The sequence below is a fragment of the Streptomyces sp. NPDC086519 genome, assembly GCF_040686075.1.
Taxonomy (GTDB): domain Bacteria; phylum Actinomycetota; class Actinomycetes; order Streptomycetales; family Streptomycetaceae; genus Streptomyces; species Streptomyces shenzhenensis.
In genome coordinates, this window is record NZ_JBFBJL010000071.1 from 14,495 (window position 1) to 30,031 (window position 15,537).

Sequence of the window (15,537 nt, forward strand, 5' to 3'; positions counted from 1 at the left end):
GCAAGTGCCCCATTTCGCACGGTCCTTGGGCGGGCGAGGAGAGGAAGACGTGAGCGAGAACCAGAGCGCCAACGCCGCAGTGCAGCGACTCGATACTGGGACGGCGCACAACGCTCGCGTGTGGAACTACTGGCAGGGCGGCAAGGACAACTACAAGGTCGACCAGCAGGTGGGCGATCACGTTGCCGGAATGATCCCCGTCATCCGCGACATCGCGCGCGCCGACCGGGAGTTCCTTGGCCGCGCCGTGCGCTGTCTGGCAGCGGAGCACGGCATCCGTCAGTTCCTCGACATCGGCACCGGTCTGCCGGCCTTGGAGAACACCCACGAGATCGCCCAGCGGATCGCCCCCGAGTCGCGGATCGTGTACGTCGACAACGACCCCATCGTGCTTGTCCACGCCCGCGCCCTGCTGACCAGTGCGCCGGAAGGCGCCACCGACTACATCGACGCCGACGTGCACGACCCGGACACCATTCTGCGTATCTCCGGACAGACGATCGACTTCACCAAGCCCACCGCACTCATGCTGCTCGGCATCCTCAACTTCGTCCTCGACGGTGACGAGGCGCGGGCCATCGCACGTCGGCTCGTGGAGGCGCTGGCCCCCGGCAGCTTCCTCGTACTGACCCACCCCACCACGGAGCCCGAACTCGGCGGCGACCTCCAGCTTGAGGCGATGGCGTTCTGGAACGCCAACGCCAGACCGCCGGTCACCGCCCGCAGCAGCGAGGAGGTCGCCCAGTACTTCGACGGGCTCACGCTCCTGGAGCCCGGGCTCGTGTCCTGCTCGCTGTGGCGGCCGGAGCCCGGCGACGAGCCCACGGTCGTACCCCAGCTGGGAGCCGTGGCGCTCAAGCCCTGATCTCTCGCTTCACCTCGCTGCCGCACACACTCACCGGCAGGCCCGCCCCTCGTTCCCGACGCCGACCTCGCTACCTGTCACCACACCCTGCTCGACCGCATCCGCCAGGGCGGGGCAGCTCAGGCGGTCTGACCCGGCAGCCGGTCGCAGACCTCGGCGAAATCTCCATCGGCTTCGGCGAGCAGCTGCCGGTCCTCGCGTTGCAGGGGTGGGGCGCAGGGTTGCGGAAAGGAGGACGGCGCCGCCGCAGCGACGCGGAACGCAGTGGAGCGCCCTTGACTCGGCTCGTGGAAGCACGACAGCAGGTGGCCTGATGTGCTGACCGTCACGCAAGATCACCCACCGCGCCGGCACTTCCGGGCGGTCCCGGCCGCTAGTCACACGGACCCGGGGCGCCTCCGCAGTCGGCTTCGGTCTCGTCGGCGCCGGCATCTTTCTGGTGGCCGCGGCGGGCGTCGCGGTCGAAGATGCCCATGATCTCGCACGGTCCGCCCTCGGCACCGATGGCGTGCGGCATCATGGTGGGGAACTCGGCGGCCTGGTTGGTCTCGATGCGGAAGCGTCGGTGGCCGAGCATGAGAGTGGCGGTGCCGGACAGCACGACGAGCCATTCGCGGCCGGGGTGGGCGCGCATGCGAGCCGGGTTGTCGGGCGGCGGGCCGGTCATCCGCTGACGCATCACACTCATGCCGGGGTCGCCCTTGATGGGCCAGCGCATCAGGCCGTGCGTGCCGTCGATCATCGGGCTGATGACGACGTCGTCGGCGGCGTTCTCCACGAGCTGGTCCAAGGTGGTGTCCAGGGCGCGGGCGAGGGTGACCAGCTGGTCCAGAGCGAGGCGCCGCTGACCGTTTTCGATGCGGCTCAGTGAGGACTGGCTGAGGTTGGCGCGGGTGGCCAGTTCCTCCAGTGACCAGCCCTGCGCGACCCGCAGGGCGCGGATCCGTTTGCGCACGAGGCTGTCCAGTTGCCCATCTTCTTGCGTCATGAGCAACATGGTATGCCGTTGATGCAATGCGGGCTTAACGTCGAATACAGATGGTCCCGCACGGGGCCACCTACGACGAAAGGGCCCGGCATGTCTGCGCAGACTCCCCGCTACGAGAGCGACGCACTGCCCACCGAGACCATGGATGCAGTGGTGATCGGCGGCGGCGCCGCGGGGCTGAACGGCGCGCTGATGCTGGCCCGATCCCGTCGCTCGGTCGTCGTGATCGACCGCGGCACCCCGTGCAACGCACCCGCCGAAGCCGGGCACGGCTTCATCGTCCTGGACGGCACCCCGCCCCCGAAATCCTCAAGCGCGGACGCCAGCAGGTACGCGAATACGGCGGCCAGATCGTCTTCGGCGACGTGGCCACGGCCGAACCCGCCGCCCCCTCAGCAGACGGTGATCTGCGGTTCACCAACGTCCTGACCGACGGCCGCACGGTCACAGCACGCCGGGTACTGGTGGCCACCGGCCTGCGCGACGTGCTGCCCGAGGTGCCCGACCTGGCTGAGCACTGGGGGCACAGCGTGGTGCACTGCTCCTACTGCCGCGGCTGGAAGGTCCGCGACGAGCCCATCGGCAACCTCGCCACCGGCCCCGCCTCCGTCCACCACGCTTGGCTGTTCCGCCAGCAGACGGATGACCTCATCGACTTCACCTACCTCACCCGCGGCACCGAACTGGACGCGGACACCCGCACCCGCCTCGCCGCCCGCAACATCCGCACCGTCCAGACCCATGTCAGGGAAGTAGTCAACGAAGAAGGTGCCCGCGCAGAGGTCCGCTTGACGGACCGCACCTTTGCGGAGCGGCGGATTCTGGCTGTGGTCACGCAGATGCGGGCCCGCACTGAGGGCTTGGAGCGGCCACCGCCGACACCGACGCCGCGCTTGCCGCCGCACAGAAGAACACCGGCTGACACGTAAGCCCCCGCTGCTGAAGAACCGCGCGACCGCCATCCAGCGGTCCGCGCGGTGAGCAAGTCCCTACCTCACCAACCTGGCGACCGGCCCTGTCCCGGCGCTGATTCTGCACGCCCTTTTCTGGAAGGAACTCATGAGTACTGATCAGCCTCTTCAGGCGGCAGCCGCGTCGGTCAGCGACGGGGGTGCGCCGGATGAGCGTCAGCTGCGCGCGATCCTGATCACCGTCTCGCTCGCGTTGATGGCCGTCATCGCCTCGGTGTCCGGGCTGAACGTCGCCCAGACCCACATGGCCGTCGAGTGGGACGCCTCGCAGAACACCGTCCTGTGGATCATCAATAGCTACACCCTGGCCCTGGCCGCGCTGCTGCTGCCGCTCGGCGCCATCGGTGATCGTCTGGGCCGCAAGCCCATGCTGATCACCGGACTGATCATCTTCGGTGTCGCCAGCGTCATCGCGGGGCTCGCCCCGTCGGCCGGAGTCATGATCGCCGCGCGCGTGGCGGCCGGCATCAGCGCCGCGATGATCATGCCGATCACGTTGGCCGTCATCACCTCCACCTTCCCTGAGGATCAGCGGGGCAAGGCGATCGGTGTCTGGACCGGTGTCGCCGGAGGTGGCGGAATCCTGGGCATGTTCCTCTCCGCGCTCCTGGTCGACGTCGCGGACTGGCGGTGGCTGTTCGTGCTGCCCGTGGTCCTGGTCGTCATCGCCCTGGCGATGACGCTGAAGTCGGTGCCCAACTCCCGCGACCGCTCGGCCCATTCCTTCGACATCACCGGCGCGCTGGTCTCCATCATCGCCGTGGTCGGTCTCATCTTCGTCCTGCAGGAAGGCCCCGAGCGCGGCTGGACCGCCCCCATCACCCTGCTCGGCCTGGTCGTCGGCGTCATCGGCGTCGTCGCCTTCGTGGCCTGGGAGCTGCACCGCCGCGACGCCTCGCTGCTGGACGTACGCCTCTTCCGTGCGCGCGGCCTCGCCAGCGGCTCCATCACCCTGCTCGTCGTCTTCGGCGTCCAGGCGGGCATCGCCGTCGTCCTCTTCCCGTTCTTCCAGGCCGTACTCGGCTGGTCCGGTCTGCTGTCCACCGTGGCGATGATGCCGATGGCCGTCATGATGATGGCGGCCTCCGGCCTGGCCCCCAAGACGGCCGCCAGGATCGGCGCCCGCTCCACCACGACCGTGGGCGTCGCCCTGGCCACCCTCGGCCTCGCTTTGATGGCGCTGTTCGTGTCCGTCGACGGTGGCTACCTGTCCATCCTGGGCGGCATGCTCGCCATGGGCATCGGCATGGGTCTGTCGATGACACCCTCCACGGAGGCCATCACCAGCTCCCTGCCCCGCGCCGAGCAGGGCGTTGCCTCCGCACTCAACGACGTCACCCGCGAGTTCGGCACCGCACTTGGTGTCGCCATGCTCGGCGCGCTCCTGGCCAACGGCTACCGCAGCGCCATCGACGACAAGCTCGACGGCATCCCCGCGGGCGCCGCGGACACCGCCCGCGAAGGCATCGCCAACGCCATCGAAGTAGCGCCCAAGACCGGCAGCCACGCCCAGGACCTGATCCACGCCGCACAGCAGTCCTTCGTCGACGGCTGGCAGCAGTCCATGTGGATCGGCGCCGCCGTCATGGCCGTACTACTCGTCTACGTCGCCCTGCGGGGCCCGAAGAACACCGCGCCCGTAGAGGCCGACGCCGCCGCGGCAGCACCGGAGGCCGGGGCCGCGGACAGCGTCGCCACCCGCTGACCTCGCGGGAACTGCCGTGCGGACGGTGTACGAACGCCGTCACGTGGCAGGACCGTCGGGCACACCGCGAACTCGTGGTGCGCCCGACGGCCGCGCAGCTCCCGAGCACAACCCGATGAGCACCTTCGAGCTGACCGCGGACAGTTCCAACAGGGTGGTCTCCGGAAACGGCCTTGTGATCAACGCTGGGCCGAATGGTGCTACCTGTGCCGCAAGTACACCTGCCTGCGCCGCTGGCTGGCCGGTGCTAAGCCGGTGGATCATCCCGTTGACCACCTGCCGATGGTCCCGCCACCGGCCGCACCGGCCACTACTCCCGGGGAGCAGTGGTTCGAGCACCGCTCCCTCGCTTTCCGTGACGTCTCCCCTGCTAAGCAAATGGCCAGAACAACGAATCGCCGTCCGAGCGTCGAAGGGGGCTCCAAGACCGCACGAAGCCCCGTTGACCGGGGCAGGACGGGCGGCAAACACCACCTGATCACCGCCGCCACCGGCATCCCACTCGCCGTCACCCTGACCGGCGGCAACCGAACGACGTCACCCAGCTCGTCCCGCTTCTGCACGCTGTGCCGCCGTTGTGAGGCAAGCACGGCCGGCCCCGCCGCCGCCCGGACGTGCTACTGGCCGACCGCGGCTACGACCACCGCAAATACCGTTCGTCTCGTCCGGGATCTCGGCGTGAAACCGCTGATCGCCCGCCGCGGCACCGAGCACGGCTCCGGCCTGGGCACCCAGCGCTGTGTCGTGGAGCGCGCGTTCGCCCACCCGCACTGGTTCCGCCGCCTGCGGATCCGCTGGGAGATCCGCGACGACATCCACGAAGTGCTCCTCACTCCGGGGTGCAGCAATATCTGCTGGCGTCGACTCAGGAACCACCATGCGTGAGGCAAAGCGACCGCGGCTGTCTACCGCGAGACCTTCCGCTCGTCGGCCTTGAGGCCGCGGAGTGTCCACAGCCCGTACAGAGCCAACAACGGTTTGACGACCATCCATTCGCCGGGGCGGTAGTCATCCGCGCGCACCAGCCTCTCTGCAAGATCGGGGCGCTGCCGCCGCAAGTACGCACGGGCCTTGAGCGCATGAGCCGGCTGGGAGGCGATCTTGATGCGATCCATGTCTTCAAGCAGTGGGATCACGTTCGTGATGTTCTCCCACGTCGTCGCGCTTTGGTCCTCGAGGAGCACCGTGCCGTCGAACTTAAGTACCGACGTCGCGTAGTCAGCCATCAGCTGGGCCTCCGTGGCGCCGCTGCTGGTCGCACCGCCGCTGAAGATCACGCAGGTCCCATGAGCACCGTCAGCGGCGATGGAGCGGATTCCAGCACGGACTCGCCATCGGTTGACCAAGTTCGCCGTCGCTTGGGGATTCCGGTACCCCAACACCACCACGGCCGTGGAGGCGCCCCCGCTCCTCCCCACGAGCGCTCGAGACCAGCGCCAGTTCAACCACTCGCCCCAGGCCAGGGCTGCAACACCGGCTACCGCCAGTCCCGTCCTTCGCCGCATGCGGCGACTCTAGGACACCTCGGCATCAGGCCACGAAGGAACCAGCCACGCTGCAGACGACGCATTCTGTTAGGAGTTTCAACAATCCAGTTGCACATCGCTATTGCCGCTGGTCAGGGGCTGGTCTCTGAGCATTCCCAGCTGACACGTCGTCATGTGGTCGAAGTTCGTGACCGGCAGCGCCCGGTCACTGTTGTGCTGATCGTGCAAGATGATGTGCGGCCCGGTGTCTGGGCTTGAGAGCTTGAAGGGGTGCTGTTGCGGGTCGGTCGCCGGTTCGGCCGGGTCGATCTGCGACGGCGGACGCGGGACTACGTGCGCGGGCTGCTCGGCCCTGTCGACCGGAAGAACGGCTGGCAACTGGGGGAGCACGTCGGCCACGACGTCCCGGCGGGCTTGCAGCACCTTTTGCACCGGTCCCGTTGGGATCCGGATGAGGTCCGCGACGGCCCGCAGGAATACGTGGCCGAACGGCTCGGCGAGCCCGACGGTGTCCTGATCATCGATGAGACCGGCTTCCTCGAGAAGGGCACCGCTTCGGCGGGCTTGCAGCGGCAGTACTCGGGCACGGCAGGACGCACCGAGAACTGCCAGGTCGCCGTGTTCGCCGCCTGTGCCTCGTCGCGGGGCCGGCCCGCCGCAGCATTGCTCACCCTGACGAGACCGCGTACTACCTGGCCTCTGCGCCAGGCGGCACCAGCGTCGCAGAGCTGCTGCGGTCGCCGGCTCCCGCTGGGCAAGCGCCATGCCGATGCACCTGAGGGCGGCGGTCTCGCTGGAAAAGTCCTTCCTCCAGCGCACGACGTGTACTGCCTGGCGTGCGCCGGGGTGTCAGGTGGGCGAAGGGGGACGGTCTTCAGCCGCCGGATCTCCAGGCGGTGGACCGGGCCCATAGGGACGGATTCGGAGGTGCCCTGCCGCCTGGCACTGATGGAAGCGTCCAACTTGCCCATCATCAAAGGTCAGCCGACACCTCTTGGTATCCGAAGCCGCCCGAGCCGATCATCACGCGCCGGATCCGGGATCAGATGGCGCCGTACTCCTTGACCACTCTCCTGGCGGAGGCCAGCAGCATTCCGATGTTCACGGAATTGGGGCACACCGCGACAGCGACAGTGTCCTCGTTGTGGTTGCTCCGGATGAACAGGTGCGTCAGATGGGAGCTGTTGACCAGGATCTCCTGGAAGTAGTGCTCATTGTTGCTGACGCCGCGGCGCTCCTTGAACAAGTTCTCGATCATGACGACGGTGCGGCCCTGGAACAAATCGAGCGTCGCCCCGGCGAGCAGGTCAAGAACCTCCTGGGGATGGTTGTCGGTGGTCTCGTATGCCAGCAGCATGCCGGTCGCCATGTCCACCACGCCGGAGGCCAAGCAGTCGGGGACTTCGTGACGCAGTTGCTTGACCACGGAAATCACCTGGTCGTGCATGCTCTGGTGATGCTTTCCTGCCGCGTCCATCTTCTCTGTCTCTTCTCTTTGATCGACGGCGGGCGCGTGGCGCACCCGTTTCATCTCTGGGGGGCCTGCGGCGAGGAGAGGATCGAACTGATCCGCTCGACGGCGGGCTGTGATTCCTTCAGCAGTCGCCCGACGTTGAGGCCTTCGTCCCCGAGAACGACCATCAGAGCCATGTCTCCCACGGCGTACACGGCCATGTATCCCCCGCTGCCGTAGACGACGCTCTGCCGGAACGTGCCACGTCCGGTGGCCTCAGTGGTCCTCTGTGCGAGTCCGAGGCCGGCGGCGGCGAGTGCGGAGAGTCCGTCAGGGTCGATGGTGTCCTCGGTGTCGGCCACGATGAGAAGGCCGTCCACCGCGGACACCAACGTGTCCGTGATGCCGCTCACCTGCTCGCGCAGCGTGTGCAGTTCGGCAACCAGCGCTTTGTCCATCTCAGGTTCCTTTCTGGTTCCCCGCGTCCCCGGGATCCGCGGCGGCCGGGGCGTTGGCCGGGGAAGGCCGCATTCGGGCGAGCAGCCGTGGCAGCCCTTCCCAGCCTGAGGTCCTGGTCTTGTCCGGCGATTCGTTGATGCCACTCGCTCCGCGGCGGCGTAGGGGCAGCAGATCCGGCGAACCGTCGCCATCGTCCTGGCCAGGGATGGGCCGTACCTTCGTGGGCGGCTCCGGCGCGCTGGTTTCCGGTGCGGCGTCCCGGCGGGCTCCGGGGACGACCTCCACTACCAGGCCCTCGCTCAGCATCCGGGAGATCTCCACCGTCACCGAATACACGCTGCGGCTGATTCTGAAGGCGATGTCCCGGGCACAGCGCCGACCGTCGGTATACGCGAGAATCTCACGGCGACCAGGAGTGAGAAGACGGTCTCTCGTGTCGATCCCGGGCGCGGGAGCGACGCGTTGACGGTGCGGCGTCACGCGGACGGGGAGTTTGGCGAGGGCACCCAGTCGACGTGCGGTCTCGCGCAGGAGAAGGTCAGGATCGATGCCGTCCACCGCAAGCAACAGGATCTCCGCCGGTTCGTCGTCCACGGCATAGTCCTCGACGGTGCCCGCGGCAGTGGCAAAGGCCGCGTCCTGCATCGCCATCAGGCACAGAACCTGCAGTTCGGTGGACCCGACGCAGCCCCGGACGACCAATTCAGCCTGTGGGGTGCGCGATTCCGCGGCAGCGCGCAGGGTCGCCGTCCAGTCGGTTTCACTGATTCTTCCGGACCGCAGCAGAAGCGCGTCCGGCCCCGGAGCACCGGGACTGTCCACGGCGACGACGAAGCCCTGCCGCATATGGAACACCGCCCCGGGGCTGCCTGAGAAGCTCAGCCTGCCGGTCACCGCGCCCGCTCGGCATTCCGTGAGGGCGCGGTCAAGAATGTCGAATGCGGCCAAGCCGAAGTTCTCGCTGATTCCCGTCACCGCTCCCCCCAGAGCCCCGGAAGTTTCAGGTTCTCGCTACGTCCCCGTGCGTCACACCCGTGGCCGAAACCCTACGGCTCATTGGCCGACCACCCAACTACCATTCGACCCATTGCCGATGAGCCACCCGCGTGATAGCGCACCTTTGGAACTCCTAATACTCCAGTCTGGTTTCGCGATCTTTCTGCGGTCCTGGCTGGGAACGGGTACGGCCACCGCGTGATCATCGGTTGTTGTGTGGACAAGCGAAGATCGTGCGGTGGCCGCGGGCCACAACGTAGACCCTGCGCGCTGGCGGGAGATGTTCGACCAGGCCATGGCCCGGGTCGCGGGTCGCTTCGGCCGAGTCGAGCCACGGCTGAGTGCCCGGGCCTGTCTACTCGGGCTGCTGTCGAAGGCGGAGCGGAAGAACTGCTGGCAGCTAGCCGAACAAGCCGGCCTGGCCCGGCCTGGGCCGATGCAGCGGCTGCTGCGCTACGCCCGCTGGGACGCCACACAGTCCGTGATGACCTACGTGCCTACGTCGTTGAACACCTCGGCACCGGCGACGGCGTGCTGATCGTGGACGAGACCGGCTTTGTGAAGAAGGGCCGCAATCGGACCGCCAGGGAACTCGCCTTCTACCTGTGCTGGTCACCCACCACAACCACCTTTGCGGAACTGGTCCGCGTCGCCGGTGTCCGCTGGAGCGTCGAGGAATGCTTCCAAGCCGCCAAGGGCCAAGTCGGACTCGACCATTACCAGGTCAGGCACTGGACCTCATGGCACCGGCACGTCACGCTCGCCATGCTCGCCCTGGCCCTCCTGACCGCCGTCGCCGTCAGCTCAGCACCCGGGCGCTCCGCCCGACCAGCCCACCTCACCTGCGGTCACCCCCTGATCAGACTCACCGTCCCGGAGATCCGACACCTACTTGCCGCCGTTCTCCACCCGCCGGCCGTGACAGCAACCAGGCTGCTGCACTGGTCCACCTGGCGCCGACAACACCAGGCAACAGCCCGCCGCGGCCACTACCGCCAGCGAGACCCTCACGAACCGACCGGATGGAACACAAAACGCGACACGAGGAGCGCGGAGCCGGACCGGCGATTTTCAGGTCAGGACCAGCCAGCGGCGGCCGTCGATCAGCTCTCGGGCTGCGTCGAGGTGGCCGGCATGGCAGGCAGTCTCGGTGATGACGTGCAGCAGAACGTCGCGCAGCGTGTGCAGGTGCGGTTCACCGAACAGGTCGTGGGGCCACCAGGCCAATGCGGCGTCGGCAGAGGTGGCGGTGATGACGGCATCAGCGAGTTCCGCCTCCCGCCGATACCGGTCGAGCACTTCGTTGGCCGGCACTTCCAGGGCCACCTTCCAGGCTTCGTCGCCGCTCGTCAGACCGCGGATGACCTTCTCCTCCCCGGCAACGACCGCGCGGAACCAGAACCGCTCCACATCCAGTGCCAGGTGCTGCACCAGCCCCAGGCAGTGCCATCCGGAAGGCAGCACGGGCCGTCGGAGATCCTTCGCGTCGAGCCCGTCAAGGATGCCGAGAACGTGGCGTCGCTGTCCGTCCAGGACCCGAAGAAGCGCCCTTACCTCACTACCCGGAGTTGTATCGCTCAAATTTTCGGTCACGGTCACCCAGGATCCCCGAATCTCTGCGGACGCGCAGGGAGTTGTCCAATATCCGGTACATGCACCCGGCCGAAGGCCAGCGGAACCGTGAGGCAGCCAGCCACTGAAGTCACCTTCCGATCCAGGGTCACGTCGCGAGAAGGCTTGCCCCGACCTCCGACCGCAGATCACGAAGTCGTACTGGAGTACTAACCGGCCGTTCTCTATCCGTTCGTGTGATCGGTCTGGTTCGAACGGGGTTCTGGATCGATTGAGTTGGTCGACGCGCAGGCATGAAGGAAGGGCCTCTTGGCAGCTCGCGGTTGTCGAGTCCAGCGAGGAGCAAGAGGCCCTAATTCCTTGTTAACAGCTCCAGCAGCGGGGACCACACCCGCGGCGGACTGTTCGAGCGCGGGACTGGGACGCCTTTCTGGACCCTGGCCGTTGAGGCCTCCACTGAGAGGGGTGTGGGCCCCGATGCTCATGGTGGTGGTCGCGTGAGCTGTCGGACGGACGCCTCAAGAGGCCCTGACCTCGACGTCTCACAACAGAGCGGCGGCGTTCGGCGTCCTCGCGGCCACCACCGTAAAGCGAGGGGCTGGCGCTCGTGGGCGCCGGGCGGACGCCTGTGCTCTACCTGGCCACGATGCCTCCGTGCAGAGCGGCGATGCCCGGCGCCGTCGAGCGTCAACACCCCTTGCTCTGATCACTCGTTGGTGCTGGTGGTGCGAGCCCACCACGCGGTGACCTCTCGATACGCCCGAGCCGTCCGAGCTCCCGCACAGACCGAGGCCCGCGTGGTGCGCTGGTGCCACGAACGGCTAGTGAGGTGGCGGACCAGTCCGGTGGGCCGAGTCCTGGAATTAGGTCGCTGCGTGGCCCGCATGCGCTCGTGACCAGCACAGACACCCGTGCCTGGGAAGGGAACATCTTGATCTACTGCGGAATCGACTGGGCCGAGAAGACACACGACGTCGCCCTGGTGGACGACAACGGCGAGTTACGGGCCAAGCGACACATCACTGACGACGCGGCCGGCTACAAACTGCTGGTGGAGCTGCTCGCGGAGTACGGCGACACCGAGGACAACCCGATACCGGTGGCGATCGAGACCTCCCGCGGCCTGCTGATTGCCGTGCTGCGGACCGGAAAACGGCAAGTGTTCGCGATCAACCCGCTGGCCGCGGCCCGCTACCGCGACCGCCACTCGGTCTCGCGCAAGAAGTCCGACCCCGGCGACGCACTCGTGCTCGCGAACATCCTGCGCACCGACATGCATGCCCATCGGCCGCTGCCGCAGGACAGCGACCTCGGACGCTCGATCGCCGTCCTGGCACGTGCCCAGCAAGATTCTCTGTGGAACAGGCAGCAGCTCGCCAACCAGCTCCGCTCCCTTCTGCGCGAGTACTATCCCGCTGCCCTGGAAGCCTTCGCCACCTGGGCCAACGCTCTGTGCCGCCCCGAAGTCCGCGAACTCCTCAAGGCCGCACCGACTCCCTCTCGGGCCGCGCGGCTGACCCGCACTCAGCTCCAGGCCGCTCTTAGACGAGCAGGCCGCAAGCGCGGCATCGAGGCCGAAGCCGACCGCGTCCGCGACGTCTTCCGCGCCGAGTGGGCCCACCAGCCGCCGCTGGTCGAAGAGGCACTCGGCAAGCAGATGCTCGCCCTCCTTCTCCAACTGGATGCCGCTTGCACCGCCGCCAACCAGCTTGCCGAGGCGGTGGAAGAGGCGTTCCCTCAGCACCCGGACGCCGAGATCCTGCTGAGCTTCCCCGGGCTCGGCATCCAGCTCGCCGCCCGGATTCTGGCTGAGATCGGGGACGACTCCACCCGCTTCGCCGATGCCCGCGGCCTGAAGGCATACGCCGGTTCCTCGCCCATCACCAGGGCCTCCGGCAAGAAGTCCAGCGTCACAAGACGTTGGGTGAAGAACGACCGGCTCAACCACGCCGGCTACCTCTGGGCCTTTTCCTCGCTCCGAACATCCACCGGAGCCAACGCCCACTACCGGCGACGACGCGAGCACGGAGACTGGCACGCCGCTGCCCAGCGCAATCTCTTCAACCGCATGATCGGACAGCTCTACCACTGCCTCCAACGCCGCGAACTCTTCGACGAGCAAGCTGCGTTTCCAGCACCGTCGCAGGCAGAGGCGGAGGCAGCCTGAACAGCGAAGACACCTTGCTCACGCTGGCAATGGAAGCTGATCATTCACCCATGAGACCCGAAGTGCAGGCGTTCGTCGCCGACGGCCCGCTCCCCGACTGGGACGCGAGCGAAGAGGAGATCGACACGCGCGTCGAACAACTCGACGCGATTCCGAAGCCAGTCACGGGAGAGGAAGCTCGAGCGCTGGTCTCCTGCTTCGGCCCGGACGACTGCTACGGCGTCGCCGGGACCCTGCTGCACCTCATCGAGACCGGCCCAAACCCCGTCCTGACCACCGACCCCGGACCCCACGCCAACGAGTGGCACCGTCGGCTATACAACCGCGCCGTGAACGGAGGGCTGATCCCGAGAACTTGACGGCATAGCAACGTGAGGTGTCTGTTGTCGAAGTGTCGCGTGGTTGCGGTGGCCGGGTCCGGTCCGGCCACTCCTGGCTGTGAATGTCTCGCCCATCGGTTCGCGAATGCGGCCGACCGGCCAGAGCGCCGGCCCCGGTACGGCTCGGACAGAAGCGATGCGGAGTGGGCGTCGGTGCGGGATCTTCTGCCGGTGCCGGGATGGCCGGCGCGCCGGGGCGGCCGGCCGGAGGGCTACTGCCACCGGCAGATGACCGACGCGGTGCGCTATCCCGTCGACAACGGCATCAAGCGGCGGGCGATGCCGTCCGACTTCCCGCCCTGGCCATGGGTGTATGCCTTCTTCGCCCGCTGGCGGGATCCAGGGCACAAGGCGGTGCGGACGGATCAGTCGACCCGCATCTTCTGCCCCCTCGAACCGACCGGGTCGGAGGCGATCAGCCATGAGACGACGGTGCGCCAGCGATCGGGCTGGTCGGTGTCGCCCGGCCCGACGAGATAGGTCTCCTCGACGAGGTCCTGGGAGTGGAGTCCGTTCCGGGCGACGAAGGAGCCGAGGGCGGCGTAGGTGAGGTCGAGATCGTCGTGCGGGCCCAGGTGGGTGGCGACGGCGGCGGTCCGCTGGGGCAGCCGGAGTTCTCGTACGGTGGCCGGTGCATCCGGTGGCAGCGGCACTTCGGCGGGAAGGTAGACGGTGGCGCGGCCGTGGCCCTCGGTGAAGAGCTCGTGCTGGTAGCGGCCGCCCGGCGGGAGAACCGGGCGGCCGCCGGCTGCTGCGTCCAGGTCGTGCATCGCGGAGTCGTACCAGCTGAGGTTGGCCCCGGGCGGGACGTCGAGAGACACGGCGAAGACGCGCTGGGCCGGAAGGACCTCCAGGTTCACGGTTCGTTCGGCCTGCGGGTCGAGGAGTTCCCGGAGCGTTTCGACGGCTCGCTGGGTCCGGCCCAGCCGGTCTTCGAGCCGGCGCAGGTGGGCGACGACGATCTGCTGCGCCGCCCTGTGGCCCGCCTCGTCCCCGCCCGCGGACTCGGCCTGGAGGAAGCGCCGGAGGTCTGCCAGTGGGAGGTCGAGCTCGCGGAACCGCCTGATGGTCAGCGCCGGCCGGACCTGCGCGGGCGTGTAATAGCGGTAGTTCGTGGCCGGGTCGACCTCTGCGGGAACGAGGAGGCCCTGCTCGTGGTATCGGCGCAGCGTGCGGATGCTCAGGTGCGTGATCCGGGAGAACTCCCCGATCGTCAATCGCGCTGCCACGATGTCCTGCTCGTCCACGATCTCCTCCTCGTCGTGTGGATCCGAGCCGGCTCAGGTCCCGGTATCCGGGTGGGTATTCAGGGCCTGATGTCCAGCAGTGTGATCTTCCCCTGCGCGTTGCGCTCGAAGGTGAAGCTGAGGGTGACCGGGCTGCCGGGGAAGTCGCCGGAGATCTCCGCAACGGCTTGGCACCCGGTGGAGGTGACGGCGACATCGCGGAGTTCGTAGCGCACGGGCGGGATTTCGGTGCGCCAGCGGCGCACCGCCGCGAGCCCTTCATGGCTACGGCCGTCGTCGTGGACGACGATGCCGTCGTCGAAGAGCGCGAAGTAGCGCTCGCGATCGGGATCGGTCGCCGCGGCGAAATACTCCTTGGTGAACTCCTGGACGTCTTGCATGGTCTTCTCCCATGTCGTGATGAGTAGGCCGGCTCAGAGGGTGCGGATGGTGCCGCCGTCGACGATGTATTCGGCAGCAGTGACCGCGCTCGCCCGATCCGAGACCAGGAAGGCGATCAGCTCGGCCACCTCTTCCGGCTCGGCGGGCCGCCCCAGCGGGATGCCGCCGAGTACCTGCATCAGGTCGCCGAGGGCGGCCTCGCGGGTGATGCCGCCCTCGCTCATCCGGCGCGCCAGGAGGTGCTCGGCGCCATCGGTGCGGATGAAACCGGGGGCGACCGAATTGACCCGTACACCACGCGGCGCCACCTCGTTCGCGAGCCCCTTGCTGTAGGTGGCCAGGGCACTCTTGGCCGCCGCGTACGCCAGCGTCGAGTCGTGCAGCGGCATGCGGCGCTGGATCGAGGTCACGTGCACGACGGCGCCTGACCCGCGGGCCACCATCCCGGGGACCAGCGCCCGGTCCAGCCGGACCGCCGGCAGCAGGTTGAGTCCAAGCTCCTCCTGCCACAGGTGGTCGTCGAGGGCCGCGTACCCGCCGGCCGGGGCGCGGGAGCCGCCCGTGACATGCACCAGGACGTCCGGTACCCCGCCCCGCTCGGTGACCGCCGCGGCCGCCGCCGAGGCACCCTCGGGGGTGCTCAGATCGGCCCGCACGAAGAGCGGGTCGGCCGTCTCCGGCGGCGTACGGGCAATGGTGACCACCGCCGCCCCGGCGCCTCGGAGCCGGCGTGCCGTCGCCAGCCCCAGTCCCTTGCTGCCGCCTGCCACCACGGCGAACCGTCCGTCGAGATCATTGCTGCTCATGGCTGCGACCTTGGACCCTCCCGCCAGGAGAGGGTCAAGGCGGACCCGCATGGCCGGAGT

Annotated in this window: 16 protein-coding genes and 3 pseudogenes; 9 read left to right on the forward strand and 10 right to left on the reverse strand. The window is 68.0% G+C overall.

The annotated features are described in order from the left end of the window. The first annotated feature begins 49 nt into the window (after positions 1 to 49). Entirely contained in the window at positions 50 to 865 is an 816-nt protein-coding gene (locus tag AB0P24_RS40210; protein WP_365803023.1) for an SAM-dependent methyltransferase, read from the forward strand. 119 nt (positions 866 to 984) lie between these two features. Here the strand turns inward: AB0P24_RS40210 and AB0P24_RS40215 are convergent, their stop codons facing one another. Next, a complete protein-coding gene (locus AB0P24_RS40215) occupies positions 985 to 1,194 on the reverse strand; it encodes a hypothetical protein (RefSeq protein WP_365803025.1) in 210 nt (69 codons plus the stop codon). A gap of 44 nt (positions 1,195 to 1,238) precedes the next feature. Then, a complete protein-coding gene (locus AB0P24_RS40220) occupies positions 1,239 to 1,853 on the reverse strand; it encodes an XRE family transcriptional regulator (protein ID WP_365803027.1) in 615 nt (204 codons plus the stop codon). Positions 1,854 to 1,943: 90 nt separating this feature from the next. Here AB0P24_RS40220 and AB0P24_RS40225 point away from each other — a divergent pair. From AB0P24_RS40225 to AB0P24_RS40235, 3 genes and pseudogenes are all read left to right on the forward strand, one after another. Next, positions 1,944 to 2,719 (forward strand): annotated as a pseudogene (locus AB0P24_RS40225) (FAD-dependent oxidoreductase); the annotation flags it as partial. Positions 2,720 to 2,912: 193 nt separating this feature from the next. Then, positions 2,913 to 4,529 (forward strand): MFS transporter, encoded by a 1,617-nt coding sequence (locus tag AB0P24_RS40230; protein ID WP_365803029.1) that lies wholly within the window; start codon positions 2,913 to 2,915, stop codon positions 4,527 to 4,529. A gap of 405 nt (positions 4,530 to 4,934) precedes the next feature. Continuing rightward, positions 4,935 to 5,414: pseudogene (locus tag AB0P24_RS40235) on the forward strand (transposase); the annotation flags it as partial. Between the two features lie 20 nt (positions 5,415 to 5,434). On the opposite strand, the gene AB0P24_RS40240 reads toward AB0P24_RS40235, so the two are convergent. Next, on the reverse strand, positions 5,435 to 6,034 hold the full coding sequence (locus tag AB0P24_RS40240) for a YdcF family protein (protein WP_365803031.1): 600 nt from the start codon (positions 6,032 to 6,034) through the stop codon (positions 5,435 to 5,437). Positions 6,035 to 6,286: 252 nt separating this feature from the next. Between AB0P24_RS40240 and AB0P24_RS40245 the strand changes: the two genes are divergently transcribed. Then, positions 6,287 to 7,081, forward strand: coding sequence for a transposase (locus AB0P24_RS40245; protein WP_365803033.1), 795 nt, complete (start codon positions 6,287 to 6,289; stop codon positions 7,079 to 7,081). On the opposite strand, the gene AB0P24_RS40250 is transcribed toward AB0P24_RS40245, so the two are convergent. From AB0P24_RS40250 to AB0P24_RS40260, 3 genes are all read right to left on the reverse strand, one after another. Beyond that, the gene (locus tag AB0P24_RS40250) at positions 7,059 to 7,463 is read right to left on the reverse strand and encodes a hypothetical protein (protein WP_365803078.1); all 405 of its coding nucleotides are present in this window, start codon (positions 7,461 to 7,463) and stop codon (positions 7,059 to 7,061) included. The two genes, AB0P24_RS40245 and AB0P24_RS40250, sit on opposite strands and share 23 nt — an antisense overlap. Positions 7,464 to 7,543: 80 nt before the next feature. Next, positions 7,544 to 7,927, reverse strand: coding sequence for a roadblock/LC7 domain-containing protein (locus AB0P24_RS40255; RefSeq protein WP_365803035.1), 384 nt, complete (start codon positions 7,925 to 7,927; stop codon positions 7,544 to 7,546). Position 7,928: 1 nt separating this feature from the next. After that, the gene (locus tag AB0P24_RS40260; protein ID WP_365803037.1) at positions 7,929 to 8,903 is read right to left on the reverse strand and encodes a MarR family transcriptional regulator; all 975 of its coding nucleotides are present in this window, start codon (positions 8,901 to 8,903) and stop codon (positions 7,929 to 7,931) included. Between the two features lie 316 nt (positions 8,904 to 9,219). Here AB0P24_RS40260 and AB0P24_RS40265 point away from each other — a divergent pair. Further along, positions 9,220 to 9,710: pseudogene (locus AB0P24_RS40265) on the forward strand (transposase); the annotation flags it as partial. A 285-nt stretch (positions 9,711 to 9,995) separates the two neighbouring features. Here the strand turns inward: AB0P24_RS40265 and AB0P24_RS40270 are convergent. Then, a complete protein-coding gene (locus tag AB0P24_RS40270) occupies positions 9,996 to 10,523 on the reverse strand; it encodes a DinB family protein (protein ID WP_365803039.1) in 528 nt (175 codons plus the stop codon). Between the two features lie 865 nt (positions 10,524 to 11,388). Between AB0P24_RS40270 and AB0P24_RS40275 the strand changes: the two genes are divergently transcribed. The 3 genes from AB0P24_RS40275 to AB0P24_RS40285 all read left to right on the forward strand — a co-directional run bounded on the left by AB0P24_RS40275 (position 11,389) and on the right by AB0P24_RS40285 (position 13,523). Next, positions 11,389 to 12,663: an IS110 family transposase gene (locus tag AB0P24_RS40275; protein WP_365803041.1), complete on the forward strand. Its 1,275-nt coding sequence runs from the start codon at positions 11,389 to 11,391 to the stop codon at positions 12,661 to 12,663. 50 nt (positions 12,664 to 12,713) lie between these two features. After that, positions 12,714 to 13,022 (forward strand): hypothetical protein, encoded by a 309-nt coding sequence (locus AB0P24_RS40280; protein ID WP_365803043.1) that lies wholly within the window; start codon positions 12,714 to 12,716, stop codon positions 13,020 to 13,022. Between the two features lie 192 nt (positions 13,023 to 13,214). Continuing rightward, positions 13,215 to 13,523, forward strand: a complete 309-nt coding sequence (locus tag AB0P24_RS40285; RefSeq protein ID WP_365803080.1) for a transposase — start codon at positions 13,215 to 13,217, stop codon at positions 13,521 to 13,523. On the opposite strand, the gene AB0P24_RS40290 is transcribed toward AB0P24_RS40285, so the two are convergent. The 3 genes from AB0P24_RS40290 to AB0P24_RS40300 are packed head-to-tail and all read right to left on the reverse strand — an operon-like array spanning position 13,409 to position 15,477. Then, positions 13,409 to 14,290, reverse strand: a complete 882-nt coding sequence (locus AB0P24_RS40290; protein ID WP_365803045.1) for a MerR family transcriptional regulator — start codon at positions 14,288 to 14,290, stop codon at positions 13,409 to 13,411. The genes AB0P24_RS40285 and AB0P24_RS40290 overlap by 115 nt on opposite strands. A 59-nt stretch (positions 14,291 to 14,349) precedes the next feature. Beyond that, a complete protein-coding gene (locus AB0P24_RS40295; protein WP_365803047.1) occupies positions 14,350 to 14,670 on the reverse strand; it encodes a nuclear transport factor 2 family protein in 321 nt (106 codons plus the stop codon). A gap of 33 nt (positions 14,671 to 14,703) precedes the next feature. Continuing rightward, entirely contained in the window at positions 14,704 to 15,477 is a 774-nt protein-coding gene (locus tag AB0P24_RS40300; protein WP_365803049.1) for an SDR family oxidoreductase, read from the reverse strand. Positions 15,478 to 15,537: the final 60 nt, after the last annotated feature.